Origin of the sequence: Apibacter sp. HY039, from assembly GCF_004023655.1 — a bacterium.
Taxonomy (GTDB): domain Bacteria; phylum Bacteroidota; class Bacteroidia; order Flavobacteriales; family Weeksellaceae; genus Apibacter; species Apibacter raozihei.
In genome coordinates, this window is the sequence record NZ_SAYM01000001.1 from 169667 (window position 1) to 189907 (window position 20241).

At 29.2% G+C, this 20241-nt stretch carries 21 protein-coding genes and 1 tRNA gene; 14 read left to right on the plus strand and 8 right to left on the minus strand.

All coding sequences use genetic code 11. The annotated features are described in order from the left end of the window. Positions 1 to 63: 63 nt before the first annotated feature. From mnmG to EQ921_RS00820, 4 genes are read right to left on the minus strand one after another with little or no spacing between them, the layout of a single operon-like run. The gene (mnmG, locus tag EQ921_RS00805; RefSeq protein WP_128330204.1) at positions 64 to 1932 is read right to left on the minus strand and encodes a tRNA uridine-5-carboxymethylaminomethyl(34) synthesis enzyme MnmG; all 1869 of its coding nucleotides are present in this window, start codon (positions 1930 to 1932) and stop codon (positions 64 to 66) included. 45 nt (positions 1933 to 1977) lie between these two features. After that, complete coding sequence (gene ybeY / locus EQ921_RS00810; RefSeq protein ID WP_128150225.1) at positions 1978 to 2394, minus strand: rRNA maturation RNase YbeY; 417 nt, start codon at positions 2392 to 2394, stop codon at positions 1978 to 1980. 3 nt (positions 2395 to 2397) lie between these two features. Beyond that, positions 2398 to 2817 carry a pyridoxamine 5'-phosphate oxidase family protein gene (locus EQ921_RS00815; RefSeq protein ID WP_128330205.1) on the minus strand — a complete coding sequence of 140 codons (420 nt, stop codon included), beginning with the start codon at positions 2815 to 2817 and terminating at the stop codon, positions 2398 to 2400. 9 nt (positions 2818 to 2826) lie between these two features. Further along, positions 2827 to 5016, minus strand: coding sequence for a patatin-like phospholipase family protein (locus EQ921_RS00820; RefSeq protein ID WP_128330206.1), 2190 nt, complete (start codon positions 5014 to 5016; stop codon positions 2827 to 2829). Between the two features lie 119 nt (positions 5017 to 5135). Between EQ921_RS00820 and EQ921_RS00825 the strand changes: the two genes are divergently transcribed. The 13 genes from EQ921_RS00825 (at position 5136) to EQ921_RS00885 (ending at position 15222) form a co-directional block, all read left to right on the plus strand. Beyond that, positions 5136 to 5687, plus strand: coding sequence for a glycosyltransferase (locus tag EQ921_RS00825; protein ID WP_128330207.1), 552 nt, complete (start codon positions 5136 to 5138; stop codon positions 5685 to 5687). Then, positions 5687 to 6838 carry a glycosyltransferase gene (locus tag EQ921_RS00830; protein ID WP_128330208.1) on the plus strand — a complete coding sequence of 384 codons (1152 nt, stop codon included), beginning with the start codon at positions 5687 to 5689 and terminating at the stop codon, positions 6836 to 6838. The genes EQ921_RS00825 and EQ921_RS00830 overlap by 1 nt, the downstream gene beginning before the upstream one ends. 18 nt (positions 6839 to 6856) lie before the next feature. Continuing rightward, on the plus strand, positions 6857 to 7780 hold the full coding sequence (locus EQ921_RS00835; protein WP_128330209.1) for a glycosyltransferase family 2 protein: 924 nt from the start codon (positions 6857 to 6859) through the stop codon (positions 7778 to 7780). A gap of 2 nt (positions 7781 to 7782) precedes the next feature. Then, positions 7783 to 8319, plus strand: coding sequence for a serine O-acetyltransferase (locus EQ921_RS00840; protein WP_128330210.1), 537 nt, complete (start codon positions 7783 to 7785; stop codon positions 8317 to 8319). Positions 8320 to 8325: 6 nt separating this feature from the next. After that, positions 8326 to 8865: a serine acetyltransferase gene (locus EQ921_RS00845; protein ID WP_128330211.1), complete on the plus strand. Its 540-nt coding sequence runs from the start codon at positions 8326 to 8328 to the stop codon at positions 8863 to 8865. Then, entirely contained in the window at positions 8865 to 10019 is a 1155-nt protein-coding gene (locus EQ921_RS00850) for a glycosyltransferase (protein WP_128330212.1), read from the plus strand. Before EQ921_RS00845 ends, EQ921_RS00850 begins: the two co-directional genes overlap by 1 nt. Positions 10020 to 10025: 6 nt before the next feature. Then, complete coding sequence (locus EQ921_RS00855) at positions 10026 to 10574, plus strand: serine O-acetyltransferase (RefSeq protein WP_128150243.1); 549 nt, start codon at positions 10026 to 10028, stop codon at positions 10572 to 10574. A gap of 8 nt (positions 10575 to 10582) precedes the next feature. After that, complete coding sequence (locus EQ921_RS00860) at positions 10583 to 11698, plus strand: glycosyltransferase (RefSeq protein ID WP_128330213.1); 1116 nt, start codon at positions 10583 to 10585, stop codon at positions 11696 to 11698. 6 nt (positions 11699 to 11704) lie between these two features. Next, positions 11705 to 12628, plus strand: a complete 924-nt coding sequence (locus EQ921_RS00865; protein WP_128150247.1) for a dimethylarginine dimethylaminohydrolase family protein — start codon at positions 11705 to 11707, stop codon at positions 12626 to 12628. Then, entirely contained in the window at positions 12618 to 13565 is a 948-nt protein-coding gene (gene ctlX, locus EQ921_RS00870) for a citrulline utilization hydrolase CtlX (protein WP_128330214.1), read from the plus strand. Before EQ921_RS00865 ends, ctlX begins: the two co-directional genes overlap by 11 nt. A gap of 64 nt (positions 13566 to 13629) precedes the next feature. Further along, a tRNA-Met gene (locus tag EQ921_RS00875) sits at positions 13630 to 13703 on the plus strand. 438 nt (positions 13704 to 14141) lie between these two features. After that, the gene (locus EQ921_RS00880) at positions 14142 to 14633 is read left to right on the plus strand and encodes a hypothetical protein (protein WP_255424405.1); all 492 of its coding nucleotides are present in this window, start codon (positions 14142 to 14144) and stop codon (positions 14631 to 14633) included. Further along, the gene (locus EQ921_RS00885; protein WP_128330215.1) at positions 14617 to 15222 is read left to right on the plus strand and encodes a DUF4352 domain-containing protein; all 606 of its coding nucleotides are present in this window, start codon (positions 14617 to 14619) and stop codon (positions 15220 to 15222) included. The genes EQ921_RS00880 and EQ921_RS00885 overlap by 17 nt, the downstream gene beginning before the upstream one ends. A gap of 74 nt (positions 15223 to 15296) precedes the next feature. Here the strand turns inward: EQ921_RS00885 and EQ921_RS00890 are convergent, their stop codons facing one another. The 4 genes from EQ921_RS00890 to EQ921_RS00905 all read right to left on the minus strand — a co-directional run bounded on the left by EQ921_RS00890 (position 15297) and on the right by EQ921_RS00905 (position 19122). Further along, entirely contained in the window at positions 15297 to 16277 is a 981-nt protein-coding gene (locus EQ921_RS00890; RefSeq protein ID WP_128330216.1) for an alpha/beta hydrolase, read from the minus strand. Between the two features lie 206 nt (positions 16278 to 16483). Beyond that, the gene (gene eis, locus EQ921_RS00895; RefSeq protein ID WP_128150255.1) at positions 16484 to 17701 is read right to left on the minus strand and encodes an enhanced intracellular survival protein Eis; all 1218 of its coding nucleotides are present in this window, start codon (positions 17699 to 17701) and stop codon (positions 16484 to 16486) included. A gap of 85 nt (positions 17702 to 17786) precedes the next feature. Further along, positions 17787 to 18362 (minus strand): threonine/serine exporter family protein, encoded by a 576-nt coding sequence (locus tag EQ921_RS00900; RefSeq protein WP_128330217.1) that lies wholly within the window; start codon positions 18360 to 18362, stop codon positions 17787 to 17789. Beyond that, positions 18349 to 19122 (minus strand): threonine/serine exporter ThrE family protein, encoded by a 774-nt coding sequence (locus tag EQ921_RS00905; protein WP_128330218.1) that lies wholly within the window; start codon positions 19120 to 19122, stop codon positions 18349 to 18351. The genes EQ921_RS00900 and EQ921_RS00905 overlap by 14 nt, the downstream gene beginning before the upstream one ends. 164 nt (positions 19123 to 19286) lie before the next feature. Between EQ921_RS00905 and EQ921_RS00910 the strand changes: the two genes are divergently transcribed. After that, positions 19287 to 19856 (plus strand): DUF4136 domain-containing protein, encoded by a 570-nt coding sequence (locus EQ921_RS00910; protein WP_128330219.1) that lies wholly within the window; start codon positions 19287 to 19289, stop codon positions 19854 to 19856. Positions 19857 to 20241 lie beyond the last annotated feature (385 nt).

Consider the following 20241-nt stretch of genomic DNA (forward strand, 5'->3'; position numbering starts at 1 on the left):
TTATTTCTATTATTTTACATTAAATGTTCCACGTGGAACATTTAATGTAATGAAAAATATTTTTTATCTACCCATGTATATTAACAATACATTTATATCAGAAGGTGATACCCCGCTAATTCTACTTGCCTGACCAATAGTTTCCGGCTTAAATTTGATAAATTTTTGTTTAGCCTCAGTAGAAATACTATTGAGTTTTGAATAATCAAAATTTTCAGGAATTTTTATATTTTCGAGTCTGTTAAGTTTTTCTACATTTTCAAGTTCTTTATCTATATATCCTTTATATTTAATTTTAATTTCTACCTGTTCTAAAATTTCATCAGCATAATTTTTTGAATTTAAAAATTCATTAATTGATTGAATATTTTTTAAATCATTTAAAATAATATTAGGTCTTAAAAGAATACTTTCTGCTTTTACCGTTTGACTAATAGGTGTAGATTTTTTTTCTTCTAATATAGGATTGGTTTCTTCTTGTTTGATAGAAAGATTTTTGATAAAAGTGATACATTCTTCTGTGCTTACTTTTTTAAGCTCTAATTCTTTCATTCTTTCTTTAGAAGCTAATCCTATTTTAAAACCTAATGGTGTTAAACGTTCATCTGCATTATCTTGACGTAGGCTCATTCTGTATTCAGCACGTGACGTAAACATTCGATAAGGTTCTTCTGTACCTTTTGTTATTAGATCGTCTATTAAAACGCCTATATAAGCTTCATTACGTTTCAAAGTAAATGCTTCTCTATCCTGAACTTTACGTGCAGCATTTATACCTGCAATTAATCCTTGAGCAGCAGCTTCTTCATAACCTGTAGTACCATTAATTTGTCCTGCAAAAAATAGATTTTCAATAATCTTTGTTTCTAAGGTATTTTTAAGTTGGGTAGGAGGGAAGTAATCATATTCAATTGCATAGCCAGGTCTGAATAATTTAGCTTTTTCAAAACCCGGAATTAGTTGTAAAGCTTTAATTTGAACATCATCAGGTAATGAAGTGCTAAATCCATTAATATAATATTCAATAGTTTTCCACCCTTCTGGTTCTGCAAATATCTGATGTCTTTCTCTTTCTGCAAATCTGTTAATTTTATCTTCAATTGACGGACAATATCTAGGACCTGTACTTTTTATTGTTCCATTAAACAGTGGAGATCTTTCAAAACCTTCGCGTAATGTTTCGTGTACTTTTAAATTGGTGTATGTTATATAACAGCTTCTTTGACTTTCTAATTTTGGAGTTTTTGTATAAGAAAATTTACGTGGATTTTCATCACCTTTTTGTTCTTCCATTTTACTAAAATCAATACTTCTTCCATCTACCCGTGGAGGAGTACCTGTTTTCATTCTTCCGGATTCAAAACCAAGATTGATTAAATTTTCAGTAATTCCATAAGCTGCTTTTTCTGCCATTCTACCACCTCCAAATTGTTTATCACCTATATGAATAAGTCCATTTAGAAACGTTCCGTTGGTTAAAACTACTGATTTGGAATAAATAGTTACTCCCATTGAAGTTTTAACTCCCATTATTTTATTATTGTCTGTAATTAAACCAATAACCATATCCTGAAAGAAATCCAAATTTGGAATATTTTCTAATTGAAATCTCCACTCTTCAGCAAATTTCATTCTGTCTGATTGTGCTCTTGGACTCCACATAGCTGGTCCTTTAGATAAATTTAGCATTTTAAATTGTATCATGGTTTTATCAGTTACAATACCTGATAATCCTCCCAAGGCATCAATTTCTCTTACAATTTGACCTTTAGCAATTCCTCCCATGGCTGGATTGCAAGACATTTGACCAATGTTTTGCAAATTCATGGTTATAAGTAAAGTTTTTGAGCCTAAATTAGCAGCAGCTGCAGCAGCTTCGGAACCTGCATGTCCTGCCCCAACTACTATTACATCGTATTTCTCTAGTATCATTATTTTAAATGTTTCACGTGAAACATATGTGTTAAAAAGTTATTATTATGTATTTTTAAATATATTAATATAGTAATTTTCTTTTGTTCTCATGAGCAATGAATCATCTGTACTCTTATCTTTATAACCTATGATGTGTAATACTCCATGAATTAATACTCTGTTTAATTCATCTTCAAATGATTCATTAAGATTTTCAGCATTTTCTTGAATTCTATCTGTAGATATATAAATATCCCCAGATATTAAGTCGTTTTCTCTGTAGTCAAAAGTAATTATATCTGTATAATAATTATGTTGTAAATATTTAATATTAATGTCTAAAAGTTGTTCATCTGAACAGAAAATATAATTAATATCTCCTACTTTTTTATTTTCGTTTATAATAGCTTGTTTTAGCCATTTTTTTCTCTTTAATTTTTCTTTTAATTTGAAGTTGTTGTTCGAAAAATAATGTATCATTTTTTAATCTATTTCAAAGCTTTCTGATTTAAAATTGCTGTAATATCTTCCCGATTCAGCTGTAAATTTTAAAACTGAAAAATCGGGATCATCTATTCCTCCTAGAAAATATTCCTGATCTCCTTCTCTCCAAATCATTTTTTTTGTTTCATAATCAGTTAAAATCTCCATTTTTCCTTTAAACATAATTCCTGTAAAAGAGTTATGATTACAAAAATATATAGATGATTTAGGATTTTCTTTGTAGTGATCCATTTTTATAGAAGAAGAAGTGGTTGTAAAATAAAATATTTTTAATTTTTCTCTTTTTCTAGGTGCTAACATCGCTTTTATGTTCGGATAACCTTCATCATCGATTGAACCAATGAAAGCCAAAGTTTCATGATCAATTAAATCTCCTATTAATTTTTCAATATCATTCATAAAATACTTTTAAAACCAATATCCTAATCCTACACTAAATACTCCTTTTTTTTGATTTACAGAATAGGTATACATTAAATTTATGGGACCAAAAGGGCTGTCGTAGCCATATCCTAATCCATAACTCGAATATTTATAATCAAAATATTTTAAATCTTTAAAATTATTCTCAACATTAGCAAAGTTTACATATGTTTTTACATAATGATTTTTTAAAATTCTATAATTTAAAGAAGAATAAAAAGAAATAATTTGATTACCGTTAGTATATGCAAAAGGCAGGCCTAAAAATTTCTTAAAATTAGTTAATTCCTGCTCGAAATAGCCACCTAAAAAATATTTGTATTGCAAGGCAGGTGTTTCAAAAGAAACTCCGTAAAAACCTTGATTTTCGATGGCAAATCGCTTTCCAATGGGTATAGAATAACTAATATCTCCTTTAATCATCGTAAATTTATCATTTTCAGAATTTGATAAAATTACATGTTTTGCCGAAGCGTCAAGTTTAAATCCTCTGAAAGGGAAATTTGCATTATCTCTGGTATCTGCTTTAAGAAAAAAATAAGGACTTAAAAAATAACTACCATCTTTTTTTTCCAAATCACCGTAAGGTGAAAAAGTTGTATAATTATATTCCATTCCTGCGCCAATAGCATATTTTTCAACTAAGGTAGATTGAAAATAGATTTGTTGATTAAAATTTCGTAGTCTTTTTAATTTATATAAATTTTCTTTAACTTCTGAAAAATTAAAATTAAATACATTGAAAGAAGTATTTGAACCAATGCTTGGATATATTCCGTTATCTATAAAATAATTAAGATTTGTTCGGAAATTATTACTGAAAATAACATCTAAAGATATCGTAGAGTTATTTAAAAGTAATTTATTTAATGTTATATTAGTTAATAAAGATGCTTTATAAACATCATCATAATGTAAACCGAAACGTACTGAATTATTCTTTTTTTCATCTAAATGAAGAGTTAATTTTTGACTTTCATTTGCAGAATCGTTTTTAATCTGGTAATAAACACGATTGAAGTTACCTGTGGAATACAAGCTTGATACTCCTTTGTCTAATTTTATCACAGTGGTATTTTGAGGAATTTGAATACCCATTTTACGTTTCACAAATACAGAATCCATAGATTTAGTACCTTGCACGTTAAATTGAGTTATAAAAAGATGCCTGTTATAAGGCAATTCCTTGACTCTTGGTCTGTTTAAAGTATCATAACCCTGAGCTTTAGCTATGTCCACCAATTGAGGATAAACTTTTTCAGCAGCAAGTTTTCCTTTATATAAAATAGAATCCTTTTTATCAAAATCGGTTACTGTATAATTTTTTAAATCAGGTTTAATGATTAAATCAACATAGCTCCTTTCAAAATCTGTTTTAATATTAATTCTATAGCTAATTATCTGATTTATAATGCTTAATATAGAATTTATATCTTCAGATTTTTGTAATCCAGCACCTAGATCTACACCTATTACAATATCCATTCCTTTATTCTTAAGTGCTCTTGCAGGAAAGTTATTAACAATTCCTCCATCAATTAAAACTTTATTATCTATTTTAACCGGTTCTATAAGTGAAGGGTATGCACCACTTGCTAATACGCTCAACGGTAAAAATCCGGATTCAATCTGTTCTTCATCTCCGGTTTCCAAATTGGTTGCAATACAAAGAAAAGGAATAGGGAGTTTAGAGTAATCATTTATCTGATGTACGTGACTTAATAAATCAGTCAAAAGTAAAAGTGGACCCTGGCCTTTGCTAATAGCTGATGGTAAAGAAAGTTTAAAGTTATTTATAGGAAGAGTAAGTATGTATTTTTCTCTGTATGATTTATCAAAAAAAGGAATGAAATTACGGTCTTTTTCTTGTAAAAATAGTTCCATAAAATCAACATTTCCAATTGCCTTTTTAATCTCATCCGGTGAATAACCAGAAGCGTATAAAGCACCTACAATAGCTCCCATACTGGTGCCACTGATGTAATCGATTTTTATCCCTGCTTTTTCAATAGCTTCAATAACTTCAACATGAGCAAATCCTTTTGCACCACCTCCGCTAAGAACAAGTCCTACTTTAGGCTGTTTCTTGTTGGTTACTAAGGATTGAGCAATGGCAATGTTACTAGTAAAGTAAGTAAGAATAAAAAAGAAAAAATATTTCTTACAATAATTCATAATAGCAAATATATAAATAATACTTATTCATTATAAATTTATTAATATTGAATGAATTAAATCCTATTACTAAATGTAATTTATTACTTTTGTAAGCAAACTTTATTTATCTATATTCTATGTTTTCGATTATAATTATTAATTATAACACATTTCAGCTCACGGTCGAAAGTATTAATTCTATAAAAAAATCAACGAGTACCAATTACGAAATAATTTTGATTGATAATGCATTAAAAGAGAAAGATCCTAAAGAATTTTTAGATATATTTAAAGATATTAAGCTCATTGAGTTAGACCAAAATGTTGGATTTGGAAGGGCTAATAACATTGGTATAAAACAATCAGCAGGTGATTATTATTTACTGTTAAATTCTGATACCATTATTAAAGATCATGCAATTGATGATTGTATCAATTATATGAAATATCATCAAGAAATTGATATTTTAGGTTGTCGATCAAAATTTGAAAATAGAGAAACTCAATTAACAGCTTTCAAATATGAAGAAGAATATTCACTGCTAAGATCAATCATTTATTTTATTAAAAGAAATACGTTTCTTCGGTATTCAAATAAAACTAAGCAAATTTGGATATCTATTTCAACAATAATAAAAGAATCAAATAAAATTAATGAAATAATTCCCATATTAATGATTAAAATGTAATGGAAAAAAAGAAAATTTTATTTTTTCTGCATACCATGAGGGGAGGAGGTGTAGAAAATGTTTTGTTGAACATATTTAATAATTTTGAAAAAACAAATTTTCAATTTACATTATTGTTAATTAGAAAAGAAGGAGACTTTTTTTCCCAGATTCCAAAGAATGTACAAATTAAATATTTAGCTTTGGGTAATGAATTTTTATCCAATCTCAAATTTATAAACATATTACAAAAAATATACAGGAAAGTAAAACTAAAAATATTACTAAAAAATCCTTACTTTATAAGAAAGTTTTTTATTTCTGAGTTCAACGATGTTGAAATAGCATTTTTAGGAGATTTGATCCCAATACTTGATAAAATTAAAAGAGCTGATTCTTTTACTATAGGATGGGTTCATGGTGATATATATGCGAGTCGTAGTGATTTGAATATGAAAAAGGAAATACTATCTTCTTCATTAAATTTAGATAAAGTTGTTTATGTTTCCAATAAAGCCTTAGAAAATGGTATTTTATGGAATCCAAAAATTTCAAGTAATGCAATTGTAATTTATAATCCTATAGACAAAGAAAATATTTTGAGTAAATCTTTAAAAAAAATTGATTTTAATTATGATGAAATAACATTTATATGTGTTGGTAGATTAAGTGGCATTAAAGGATATGACAATGTTTTAAAAGTGCATCAAAGACTCATTAAGGATGGATTTAGACACCATGTAATTATTATAGGAAAAGGAGAAGATGAAAGTATTGTAAGAAGTACAATAGAAAAATATAAAATAAGAGAAACATTTCATCTCTTAGGTCATAAGCAAAATCCCTTTCCATATTTAAAAGCTTCTGATATATATTTGTTAAACTCTAAAAGTGAAGGGTATCCTTTAGCAGTTAAAGAGGCTTTGTTATTAGGAAAACCTATGATTGTTACTAATGTTGGAGGAGTAACAGAAATTGTAGACGAAAGCAATGCTATTATTATCGATTATGATGAAAATCAGCTTTACAATGCTATGAAAAAAATGATAACAGATAAAGAGTTTAGAAATAAACTCCAATTAGTTAATCAAAAACATTATAAAGAATACGATCAAAACATAATTTATAATTCATATAAAAAGTTATTAAATTCTCAAAAAGTAAGCAATTAAATATAATTATATATTTCCATGACATCTCAATCGATAAATATATCTGTAATAACTCCTTCATATAATAGGGCACATACATTATATAGAGTTTTTGATTCTCTTAAAAATCAGACCTTACAAAATTTTGAGTGGATTATAATTGATGACGGCTCAACAGATAATACAAAAGATACTGTAAATGAATTTATTCAAAAAAATATTTTTCCAATCAACTATTACAAACAGGAAAATAAGCACAAATTTTTATCTCTCTTTAAAGGTTTAGAATTAGCAAAAGGAGAATATATTGCCTTTATAGATTCAGATGATAAATTATTGCCACATGCATTTGAAACTTTTTATAAAGAAATAATTAAATTACCTGAAAATGAAAAATACTATGGAGTCATAGGCTTATGCAGTTATGAAAACGGGGAAATTGCTGGAGATAAATTTCCGGTTTCTCCACTTGATACTTCTATATTTGAAATGAGATATAAGTATAAAGTCCATGGAGATAAATGGGGTTTGTCAATTAAAAAAGCTTATCAGGAAATAAAATTTGATACATCACCATACGAAAAAAAAGGATTTATTCCTGAAACTGTACTTTTATATTTATTTGATAAACAAGGATATAAAACCCGATATGTTAATATTACATCGTTGATATATGTTTCCGATGAGAATGATAGCAAGTCTTTATCTAATAATTTTTATTCATCTGAAAATTCTTTTGGATTATGTGAAAATTATAAAACTTTTATAACTTGTTATAAAGATAAATTTATTCAATATCCTTTAGTCTATTTCAGAAATTTCATTGCTTATATTCTTTTCGGTTTAAAAGATAAAAGATCACTTTCTGAATTACTCAAGCTAAATGGTTTAGCTCTAAAGTTTTTTGTATTGTTATTTTACCCAATCGTTTTTTTGTTTAAAAATAAGGACATAAAAGATTAGAAATGAAGTCAATTATACAGAAAGATTATTTCAGACATGCAGGAGTTTGGATAAAATATCCGCTAATTAAAACCATCTTTAATATAGACTTTAGATATATATATTTCTTTAGAAAAATTACGGATAAAAAAACCTATCGCATTACCAATTTTTTTTATAAATTATATTACAAGTATTTGTCAGATCAGATTAATTATTATATTGACCCGTCTGCAAATATAGATGAAGGATTTTATGTTATTCATGCACACAGAATATTTATTGGTCCAAAAGTTAAAATTGGAAAAAATTGTAATTTTTCTCATTGCACAATTATAGGACAAACAAAAGAGATAGGACATCCTTCAATAGGAGATAATGTGTGGGTTGGTACATTTTGTGTTTTGGAAGGAAATATAAAAATTGGGAATAATGTTTTAATAGCTCCTCTTACATATGTAAATTTCGATGTTCCTGATAATTCTTTAGTAATAGGAAATCCTGCAAAGATACTTTCGAGAACTCATGCTACTCAAGATTATATAAATAACGTTATTTAGATTATAATGAATTTAGTAAAATCAGATTTATACAGATATACAGGAAAAGATAATAGTTCCGTTTTTTTAAATTTTTTTAAAATAAAAGCATTCAGGTATCAGTTTTATTTTAGAAAAAGTTGTGAGAAAAATAATATCATTTTACGAATGATATTAAAGTTAATTAATCACCGATTAATTTCTAAATATGGTTTTTTTCTAGAAAGTGGAGGTCAAGTTGGGCCAGGATTAAAAGTTCTGAATACGTCTCTTATTATTATAAATGCAGGAGCTGAAGTAGGTGAAAATTGCACCTTATCTCAAGGTGTTACTATTGGTGTGGCTAACAGAGGTAAACGTAAAGGTTGTCCCGTAATAGGAGACAATGTATGGATAGGACCTTATAGTATGATAGTTGGTAAAATAAGAATTGGAAATAATGTATGGATAGGTCCAAATAGCTATATTAATATTGATGTACCAGACAATTCAAGAGTTTTTGGTAATCCGCCCCAAATTATACCGGATGAAAATGCAGTAAAAGATTATATTATTAATCCTGTCTAATGGCTAAAAAGAAAATTTTAATAAGAATTGGTTCTTTAAGACACGGTGGTGCTGAAAAAGTCTTAACAACTTTTTTGAAAAATATTCCTCCAGATAAGTATGAAATAGATTTATTATTAAATCTGAAATTTGGTAAATATTTAAAAGATATTCCTGATTGGATAACTATATATTATCTGAACAAAGGGGAAATGATAACAACCAACAGACCATTAGAAATCCCGGTAAAGATCTACAGGAAAGTATATCAAAAAATTTTAAAAATATTTCCAAAATTGCTTTATACATTTATTCTCAAAAATAAAAAGTATGATATTGAACTTATAGCTAATCATAGTTTGCTAAATGAAATGCTTAAAAGTCCATTACATAGCTCTAAAAAAGTAGTATGGATACATAGTGACATATTCAACAATGATGAAGTATTAGAGTCCGATTTACAGAACTATTTTGAAGCAGATAAAATATTAGTCATCTCAGATAAAATCAAGGAAGAATTTAATAAAATATCTAGAAATGAATCGGATAAAAATAAAATAGTGAAAATATTTAATCCAATAGATTCGAATGAGATAATAAATCTTTCTTTAGAAAATATTGACACGGAACATTTATTTTCAAACTGCAAGCTAAAAACATTTGTTTCTGTAGGCACAGTATATCCAGCAAAAGGATTCGACAGATTAATTAATGTTCATAAAAAATTAATAGATGAAGGATTTTACCATAATATTTTAATAGTAGGAGATGGCTATGATTTAGGTAAAATTGCCAGTCTAATAAAAAATTTAGATGTTGAAAACACAGTTAAACTGATAGGATTTAAAGAAAATCCATATCCATTGATTAAAAACGCCGATTATTACATACTATCCTCACGTTACGAAGGATATCCTACCGTTTTATTTGAAGCACTTACTCTTGGAAAACCTTTGATAGCAACCGATGTATCTGGAGCTGCTGAAATTCTTGAAAATGGAAAATTAGGTATGGTTGTTGAAAATTCGGAAGAAGGAATATATAATGGAATTAAAAAATTTCTTGAAAGTCCTGAAGTACCTTTGGCTTATAGCAAGGAAATGAATGACAAAAAATTGCCTTTTTCATTAAAAAATGCTGTAAATTCGTTAACAAATATTTTTGATAATCTGTAATTACTTATGACTAAAACACTGATTGAAAAAGATTATTATAGGATACATGGTAGATGGCCGGGTAAAATCATTTTTAAAAGCATGGTTGATCCTAACTTCAGATATATATATTTTTTTAGGAAAGCTTCCAGACACAGTAAAAAATCATTAAAAGGTATTTTTTACAGAATGGTGCTACATCAGTTACAAGTTCGGTTTGGATATCAAATTTATCCCGGGACAGATATTGGAGAAGGTTTTTATCTGGGACATTGGGGAACTGTAATTATTAATCCTAAAGTTAAAATTGGTAAAAATTGCAATGTAGCACCTGGAGTGACTATTGGACAAACAAACAGAGGAGATAAAGAAGGAGTACCTGTTTTAGGTAACGAAGTATGGATAGGTACAAATGCCGTTATTGTAGGTAATATAAATATAGGAAATAATGTTTTGATTGCTCCCAATGCCTATGTTACACGAGACGTTCCAGACAATTCTGTAGTTGTTGGAAATTTAGCACGTATTATACAAAATGAAGAAGCTACGGTTGGTTATATTGAAAATAAAGTGTAAGAGCAACCATGATTAAATTATTAATTGTAAATACAGATCTTCGTGGAGGAGGAGCAGAAAAGGTTTTAGTTAATCTGGTAAACAATCTTGATAATTCAAAATACGATATAACATTATTTACAATATTCAAAGAAGGAGTTAACAGAAAAGATTTAAGCCCGGAAATTAAACAAAAATGGTATTTTGAAAAGCCATTTAAAGGGTACTCGAGGCTAGCATTATTTTTTTCACCTGAGTTTTTATACAGAACCTTTATTAAAGATGATTACGATGTAGTTATATCTTATTTGGAAGGATTTCCTTCAAGAATTGTATCCGGATGTACAAATAAAAAAACAAAATTAATCAGCTGGATTCATTTGGAACTTTATAAAGATACAATATCCTATGAATTCAGAAATTACAAAGAAGCACTTAAAGTTTACAATAAATTTAATAAAATCGTTTGTGTAGCTGAATCTGTCAAAAACTACTTTCAAAAAAGTAGTAATATTCCTTCAGAAAGTCTTGAAGTAATATACAATATGCTTGATTTGAATGATATCAAAACAAAGGGAAATGCAAACCTAAATCCAGCATTAAAAAAAAATAAACTTAGATTGTGTACCGTAGGAAGACTAAATCCGCAAAAAGGCTATGACAGGCTTTTACGGATTATATCCAAGCTTAAAAATGAAGATAAACTTAATTTTGAATTATTAATTTTAGGCTTAGGCCCCTTAGAAGATGAATTCAAAAAGTTCATAAATGATAATAAACTTTCAGATACGGTCGTATTACTGGGATATCAATCAAACCCATATTCTTATATAAAATCATCAGATCTTTTTGTATGCTCTTCATATAAAGAAGGATACAGTACCGTAGTTACAGAATCGGTAATTTTAGGAACACCAGTTATAACCACAAATTGTTCAGGAATGTCAGAAATTCTCGATGAAGGAAAGTGTGGAATCATAGTTGACAATGATGAAAAATCGTTGTACTTAGGATTAAAAGATCTTTTAACAGATGAAAATAAGTTATCTTACTACAAACAAAAAACGATGGAAAGATCAAAATTTTTTGAATCCAGGAATGATACAGAAGCCTTCGATAATTTGATTCAAGAAGTAATAAATTAAAATTATATGCAATTAAACATAAAAAATGAAACATCGCAATTAAAAACAGTGGTTCTGGGGCAACCGGTATCAGTAGGTAAAACACCCCAAATAAAAGACACTTACGATGCCAAATCTTATGAAAGTGTTTCACAAGGCACATATCCTCAGGAACTAGACATAATTAATGAAATGACATGCTTTGAAAATATTTTATCTAAGCATGGAGTGGAAGTTTTACGTCCCAGAATTTTAGAAAATTGCAATCAGGTTTTTGCCAGAGATGTTGCTTTTGTTATTGACGATAAAATTATAATTTCTAATATAATTCCAGATCGTTCTGATGAACAGGAAGCCTACAAAGAAATTTTTGATACCATATACTATCAGAAAATATATAACTTACCGGAGAAAGCACACGTTGAAGGAGGAGACATTATTGTTTTTGATGATATTGTATTTTGTGGAGTTTATAAAGGAAACGATTATTCAAATTTAAAAACGGCAAGAACCAATATATATGCAATTGAATTTTTAAATGAATTATATCCAGATAAAACCTTTGTAGATATTGAATTAAAAAAAGACGATAAAGACCCTTATAAAGGAATTCTACACCTGGATTGTACATTTATGCCGGTAGGAGATAAAAAAGCAATTGTATATAAAGACGGATTTAAAAATGAGAAAGATTTTCACTTTCTAGTTGATTTTTTTGGGAAATCCAATATTTTTGAGATAACACCAGAAGAAATGTATTATATGAATACTAATATATTTTCTATTTCACCTCAATTAGTCGTATCAGAAGAAAGGTTTACCCGATTGAACCATTTCCTTGAAACAAATTGGGGTATTCAGGTTGAAAAAATTCCTTACTACGAAATATCAAAAATGGGAGGACTCTTACGATGTTCCACTTTACCTTTAATTAGACAAGATGAAAAATAAACAAAATACACAATCCATATTAATGATTGAGCCGGTTTCCTTTGGATTTAATGAGGAAACAGCAAACGATAATAAATTTCAATCAAACGATCTGAGCATAGACAGTAAATCTATACAAAGAAAAGCTCTCGACCAGTTTACAAATATGGTTGAAAAGTTAAGAAAGCATGGAATTTCAGTATATGTTGTCAAAGATACATTAGAACCCTATACACCAGATTCAATATTTCCGAATAACTGGGTTTCTTTTCATTCTAATGGAGCTGTGGCTATATATCCAATGTATGCGCCTAACAGAAGAGAAGAACGCAGAGAAGATATTCTGGATTATCTGGAAGAACAAGGTTTTCAGATCAACGAAATAACAGATTATAGTCAGGCAGAGGAAGAAGATGTCTTTCTTGAAGGAACAGGAAGCATGGTTTTAGATCGTAAAAACAATATTGCCTATGCAGCAGTATCCGAGCGTACCAATGAAGATTTGTTTATTGAATATTGTGAAGATTTTGAATTTACACCTGTAGTATTTCATGCTACTCAGAAAATTGAGGGAATAGAATATCCCGTGTATCATACCAATGTGATGATGAGTGTTGCAGATAACTTTGCCATTATCTGTTTTGACGTCATTAAAGACTTGAAAGAAAGAAAATTTGTTTCAGATTTTTTACACACATCTCAGAAAGAAGTGATTGCAATTACAGAAGAGCAGATGAATCACTTCGCTGGAAATGTTTTAGAAGTAGAAGCAGAAGATGGAACCAAATACCTTATAATGTCCAATACAGCATATCATTCATTGAACAGAGGACAGTTAGATGTTATTACTAAATACTGTGATATTCTGGTGGTGGACATATCTGTAATTGAAACTTACGGAGGAGGAAGTGCCCGTTGCATGATGGCTGAAGTATTTTTAGAAAAAGATGAAATATAAATTTTTGAAAGAATAATTTTGTATATTAATCAAATCCTGTTATATTTGCACCTCTAATAATTAAGGCGAGGTAGCTCAGCTGGTTAGAGCACTGGATTCATAACCCAGAGGTCGGCAGTTCAAGTCTGCTCCTCGCTACAAAATAACCCATATTGCATTTTAATAATGTTTTATGGGTTTTTTTATCCTTATTTTCTGAAAATTTACTATTACCAAAAATTATTAAGAAATAAAATTTTTTATAAAAAGGGTTTTATATTGATAATATATTTTACATTTGTAAAGGAGAAATTTTATAATAATAAATGTTATTTGAAAATTAAATATCGAGATAAGAATGATTAAGCGTAGACCATAATGATAACCATAAAATTGTAAATTTTTAATTATTTTACTCACTGCCAAATACTTATATTTACATTGTAGCAGACTATATATTTATAAGCAACCTTTTCATGTATTTTAAGTGTTTTTATTTTGGTAGACTAAGTTGTCAGTATAGTCAATTCCCTCGCTTATTATTTAAATAATTTCAGCTTTTAGGAATTGAAAGCATAAACTAAAAATAGAATTTTATTGAAATCAATCAATAATTTTTTTAGTAAACAAAGTATAATCTTATTATTTGGAAGTGGTGTTAGTTTACTGGCAGGTACTTTGATTTATGTTTTATTTAGAACTACTTCACTAAGAATTTTTTCTTGGAGTGAACTAGTAGGAATACGGGGACTTTTAAATAAATCAAGAGAATATTCTATTTCTTATATTAAATATGTTCCTGATTGGATATTATTCTCTCTTCCAGATGGTCTCTGGATTTTTTCTTACATCTGTTTTACGCTTTACATTTGGAAAGGTTTTATAACTGTAAATAATATAGTCTGGTTCATTATTGTCCCTTTTATTGCCATAGGATCAGAAATATTACAATTATTTCAGTTACTCCCCGGTACTTTTGATATTACTGATTTGTTATTCTATTTAATAGGATTTATCTTACCTTTTATTATTTTTAAAAAATCAATTATATATAAATTCAAAAATCAAAATTATGAACAAACATTTTAAAACCTTGGTTTCGGCTTTAACTGTAGCATTCTTTGCATTTATTGCTTTTGGGAGTCTGGATGACGATAAGAAAAAAGAGGAATCTTCATCAACTACAGAAAAGGCTTCTACCGAAACTGCTCCACCTGCAGAAAATCCTTCAACTACGGAAAGTCTTTCTAAACCGGAAACTTCATCTAATTTCACAAAAATAGGAGAACCTTTAAAAACAAAATATTTTGAGGTAACTGTTAAAAAAATGAGGATTGAAGACAGAGTAAAAACCGGAAATGAATTTGCAGACCTTAAAAAAGAAGAAGGAAATCGATATTTAATTTTAAATATGGCGATTAAAAATATTAGTGATGAAAGCAGAATGTTGAGTGAAGGTGAAGTAATAATAAATTATAATGGAAAAGAATATAAATTTGACAGATCAGAGACAGTAATGTCTGAAGGCTGGGGAGTTTTGCTTGAGCAGATAAACCCATTAACTACTAAAACTACTAATTTAGTATTTAAAATTCCTGCGGAAATTAAAGGACAAGCATTTTACAGACCGGGTCGTTCTGGTAAAGATGATTTAATTGACTTGGGTGAGATTAAATAAAAAATTAAAAAAAGAAACACAAATAAAATATTTGTGTTTCTTTTTTTAATGACTAGTATAATATATCTTAAAAATTACTTAAGATATTTTTGTAACGTTGCAGCTGAAAAGGTTATTAAGCTTCTTACCGGAGATAACTCAACAAAGCCGTTTAACAGCCCCCAATCATGAATTACTCCGTTGAAACGTACAGTGGTAGTATATACACCTGCTTCGTCCAGCTTACGACCCAAAGATTCACCTGCATCCCTTAAAATATCATTTTCCGCAACTTCAATTAAAGTGGGTGGTAATCCCTTTAATTGTTCGTGGGTAGCTCTCAAAGGAGAAACATAAATATCATCAAACTCCTCTTTTCCTGAAAGATAATTATCTCTCATCCATGTCATAAGGGAAGTTGTTAAAAATCTTTGTTCTCCGTACTTTATATATGAATCAGTATTTGTTTCAGCATCTGCATAAGGCCATAAAAGTATTTGGCATTTAATTTCAGGACCATTATTCTTTTTAGCTTTCAAGCTAGTTCCTATAGCCATGTTTCCCCCAGCACTATTACCCATTATAGCAAGTTTAGTTCCGTCAACATTAATTTCGTCTCCATGTAAAGAAATCCATAGAGCTGTTTCATAACATTGATTTAATGCTGTTGGGTAGTGAGCTTCTGGCGATCTGGAATACTCAACAAAAACACACGCAAAACCAGATTCAACGACTAAATCGCGCACCAGACGCTTATGAGTAGGATAATCTCCAAGTACCCATCCTCCTCCGTGTATAAATATAAAAACGGGTAATTTTTCCTTAGATCCTTCAGGACGTACAACAACAAGGTCAATAGATAAATCGTTTGAGTTAATGGTCTTATAAGTTTCTTCTATACCGGAAACATTAACATTTTCCGAAGATTGTGCGCCTTCCAAAACTTTTCTGGCTTCAGCGGGTGGTAACGACTCAACAGGTGTGTCGCTGGAATTTAACACTTTTAAATATTCTTTAGTACCTACACTAAGGTGCGGATCTTTTAAATAATCTGGAGCCTTTCTAGCATTATCCATATAAAATTTTTTAGTTAATTATGTGTTAATAAAATGATGATTTAGCTCATAGATGAGCTGTAAGGGCAGAAAACGGATTAGTGTTAATTAAAAGTTTAAATATAAATTTTTATAAAATTATATTCTTTACAATAATTATATAAATAATCATGCCAAATAAAATATTTTTATCTGATAAATTGTTGTTTAAATAAAAGATAAAGAATTCAAAAATAGTCAGAAAAGTAAGGTTGTTCTTTAGGAATTATATTCTCAAGTGTCCTCAGCATTTTAAAGCTGGTTTTTAAACGTTCAATTTTATAAAAGTAAGAAGGACTTCGGTAACTCATTAGCATAGCTGTTAAAGTACAGATATCAAGTTCTACGGACGGGCCAATGGGCTCTTTTATAATTTCAATTTTTCCTTTTTTTGACCAATGAAGTCCAAAAGGACCATTATTCCATTTTGCAATTGGATCGGAAATAAGAAAATGAAAAGGGCGGGAACTGAATAAAAATGGATACTTTTCTAAAAATGCTTCCACATCTACTATTCTTGCCATGTAATAAGGCTTTATAGTTTGCATAATCTGACTATCATCAAGCAAAAATGCAATAGGGTCATTCTTATATATATTTCCTTTAACGCTGTTCACCATCGAGAAATGCGCCGAAATAAAATTCCAAAGACCTTTTTGTGATTCCATATCAAGATATATAAGTTCTTTAATATTGAAAACATCACCACTTATCCAATACATAACATATCCCATAGGTTCATCATGGTTATTATAATAAACAGCCGCATATCTTTCATCTTCATTTTCCCACCTCCAGTATTCTTCCCATTCATATTGTCCTCGTATCAAAGCTCCGTGGTTAGTCTGTGCGAATCTGTTATATGTGTTTATTACATCTATGTCATCAACAGGCTTTCTTTCCACATATCCCGGCAGATCTATATGTTTAGGAAGCTGAGAGTCTTTGATAGTAAAAGTCATATGATCAGACATGATTTCCCATCCTTTTCTTCTATAATAAGGAACTGAATAAGGATATAAATAGGATATAGTTTGTCCTTTTTCTTTCATTCGTTCCAGCCCCGTAATAATCAAATTGTTCATTAAGCCCATATTGGCATATTCAGGATAAGTACCTACGCCGGTTAAACCTCCCATTTTTACAATTTTTCCGTGAATATTTACCCTGCAAGGGTAAATACACAATTGAGACACCAGATGCTCATCATTAAACCAGCCTATAGCATCAGCCCGTTGTAAAATTGGTCTTTTAGATCGCATAATCTCACCTTCTTCATACCCGCTATCTTCTAAAATTTTATTGGTTACCTGAAATACGTAGCGCAATAATTCGTTGTATTGGTCTAAATGCTGCACTCCAATTTCACGAAATTGCAATTCTTTCCTAAGTTTTTTGTTAGCCATATAAGTATAATTCAGGCAGTAGATACGAAAAAGCTAGTTCACGGTAAATATACAAATTTTACTAATCCTCTGTTAGTTTCAAAAATTAATGTTCCGAAGATTCTGAATTTTTTTTCTTTTTAAGAACATTAAGTTTTGAGAAAAATAATTGATCAAGATGAGTTTTTTTAACAGATCTGGTTTTAAAAATAAGTAGGGGAAAAACAACACCAAAAGCAAGAGATAGCAAAGTAAAACCGGTTCTTGTAACTTTTTCAAGCATTTCTACCAAATAATTAAACTGTAGAGGTTCTCCTTCTTTTAATGTCATTACTTCAATTAATGAAATCATAAATTCATATCCGGGTTTTCCAGGAATAATATTAATAACAGCAGGTATCGTGAAAACAATAGGGGGTGTGTGTACTTTATGCGCAAAATAGACACCTAAAACTCCTACAAGACTTGCCGAAATAAAACTGGCAAATACAATTTGGTCGTCAAACCAATGTAGTAAAAAAGCTCTGCAGCTGAATCCCAGTCCACCTAAAACAGCAACTACCCACATAGATCGTCTGGGTGTCGTAAATATCACTGCAAAACCGAGAGATACCCACATTGACCAGAATATTTTTTCCCATACAGATACTTCAAGTGAAGTAAATAAATTAATGAAATCCATAACCAAATAGAAATAATGATAAAAATAAGCCCATTGCAATAACAAATATAAGTACAGATCCATGCACCCCTCTGGCTATACCTTGGGCTACATAACCTTCTAAAATATCAATAAAAGAATTGATAAGAGGAACTCCCGGAATTAAAAAAAGCACACTGGCTGCAAAAGCACTATTAAGATCTAATCCAGTTAAAATTCTGAAAATGTTTACAGTTGATACTGCTGTAAAAGAAGCTAAAGCAAATACTATAAATATATTAAATTTTTTTTCTGTGAAAAATTGCCGGATAATAAGCCCTAGTACAGTTGCCAGAAAAGTAATTAAAAATTCTGGCCAGCTTCCACCCAAAATACGGCTAAGGCTGGCACCCGCTAAACCTACAAATAACCATATGCTAGGTTTTGAGTAGTGTCGGATTTTTTTTATTCGGTTAAAATGTTCATTTACCTGGTATGCATCCAGTTTTTCATTAACTACTCTCCATGATAAAATGCTTATCTCAGATATAATTTCAAAATTGACTCCTATATGTGGAATAGCCCTTACTATTGTATGCATTTCGTTGGTTTCTTTATTTCTCACGCTTAAGACTACCCCGGAAAGAGAAAAGAAAAAGTCGGCTTCATAGCCCAGACCTTGTGCAATTCTTTGGGTATTTTTCAACGTTCGGGAGGTGTTGGCTCCATTCATCATTAGCGTTATCGCTACTTCAGATAAGAATTCTCCAACAAATTTTATTTCTATTGAGGAATTATTCATATATAATTAAGATATAGAAATGCAAAATTAATAACAACAACGACTAGTTTTCATATAAAAACGATAAACATGATAACAATCACAAAATTTGTACAGTTTTTGCATTATAATAGATTACGTTAATGGTTATTATTAAATTTGTTTACAACCTAAAGAATTAGATTATGAAAAATATTGCATTAGTTTCATTACTTTATTTATTAATAAGCTGTCAGACCAATAACCTGGCAGTTGATTATGACCAGTCGTTTAACTTTAATAATGTTAAAACCTATAATTATTACAACGATAATAATTTAAAGGTTAATCAAATAGATAGTGCAAACTTTATAAGGAATTTAGATCAGGCTTTATACTCCAAAGGTTTGGTAAAAGATATAAACAATCCAGATATACTGATAGCTGTTCAGGTTTATAATCAGGCTGAGAATAGGACTTCGAACATTGCTAGCATTGGATTAGGGGGTGGTAGCAGGTGGTTTGGACTTGGTACGAGTGTAGGTATACCAATTCGCAAGAAAGTAATGAATTATTCTTTTCAAATAGATTTTGACGATGCTATAACCAAAAAGCTGATATGGACAGGACAGACGGTAAATACAATTTCGTATAATGCTACATCAGAAGCTAAAAACTCTTTTTATACATCCAATATACAATCACTATTAAAAAAATATCCCCCTCAAATGAATAGTAAAAAGAGTAAGTCTAAGAAAAGTAATTATTACAATTGATTTGCAAATTAATAGACAAACATAAAGCTCTATCCTTAAGGATAGAGCTTTTTTCTTTTACTAAGCAGTAAATTTTTTATATATTCTTTGTTTAACAGTTTAAAATTTTAGTGTTTTTAGTAAAATATGTTTGTTTACTAAATAGTGCATTTTGTTAAACTCACAGAATATAAGTACTATAGAGTGTTTAATATTAAACTGAAAAACGAATTAATTTATCTTAACAATTTCTAAATTATTTTTCACTGATTTTTTTTATTTAAATAGCTTTGTATAAAGTACTTTCATATAATTTTTTTTAATAAGAAATATTGTTCTATTTAGTAACAGGTTAAAATATGATAAAATTCATTATTTAATTCTTTGTTTAAACGGTTAAATAAAA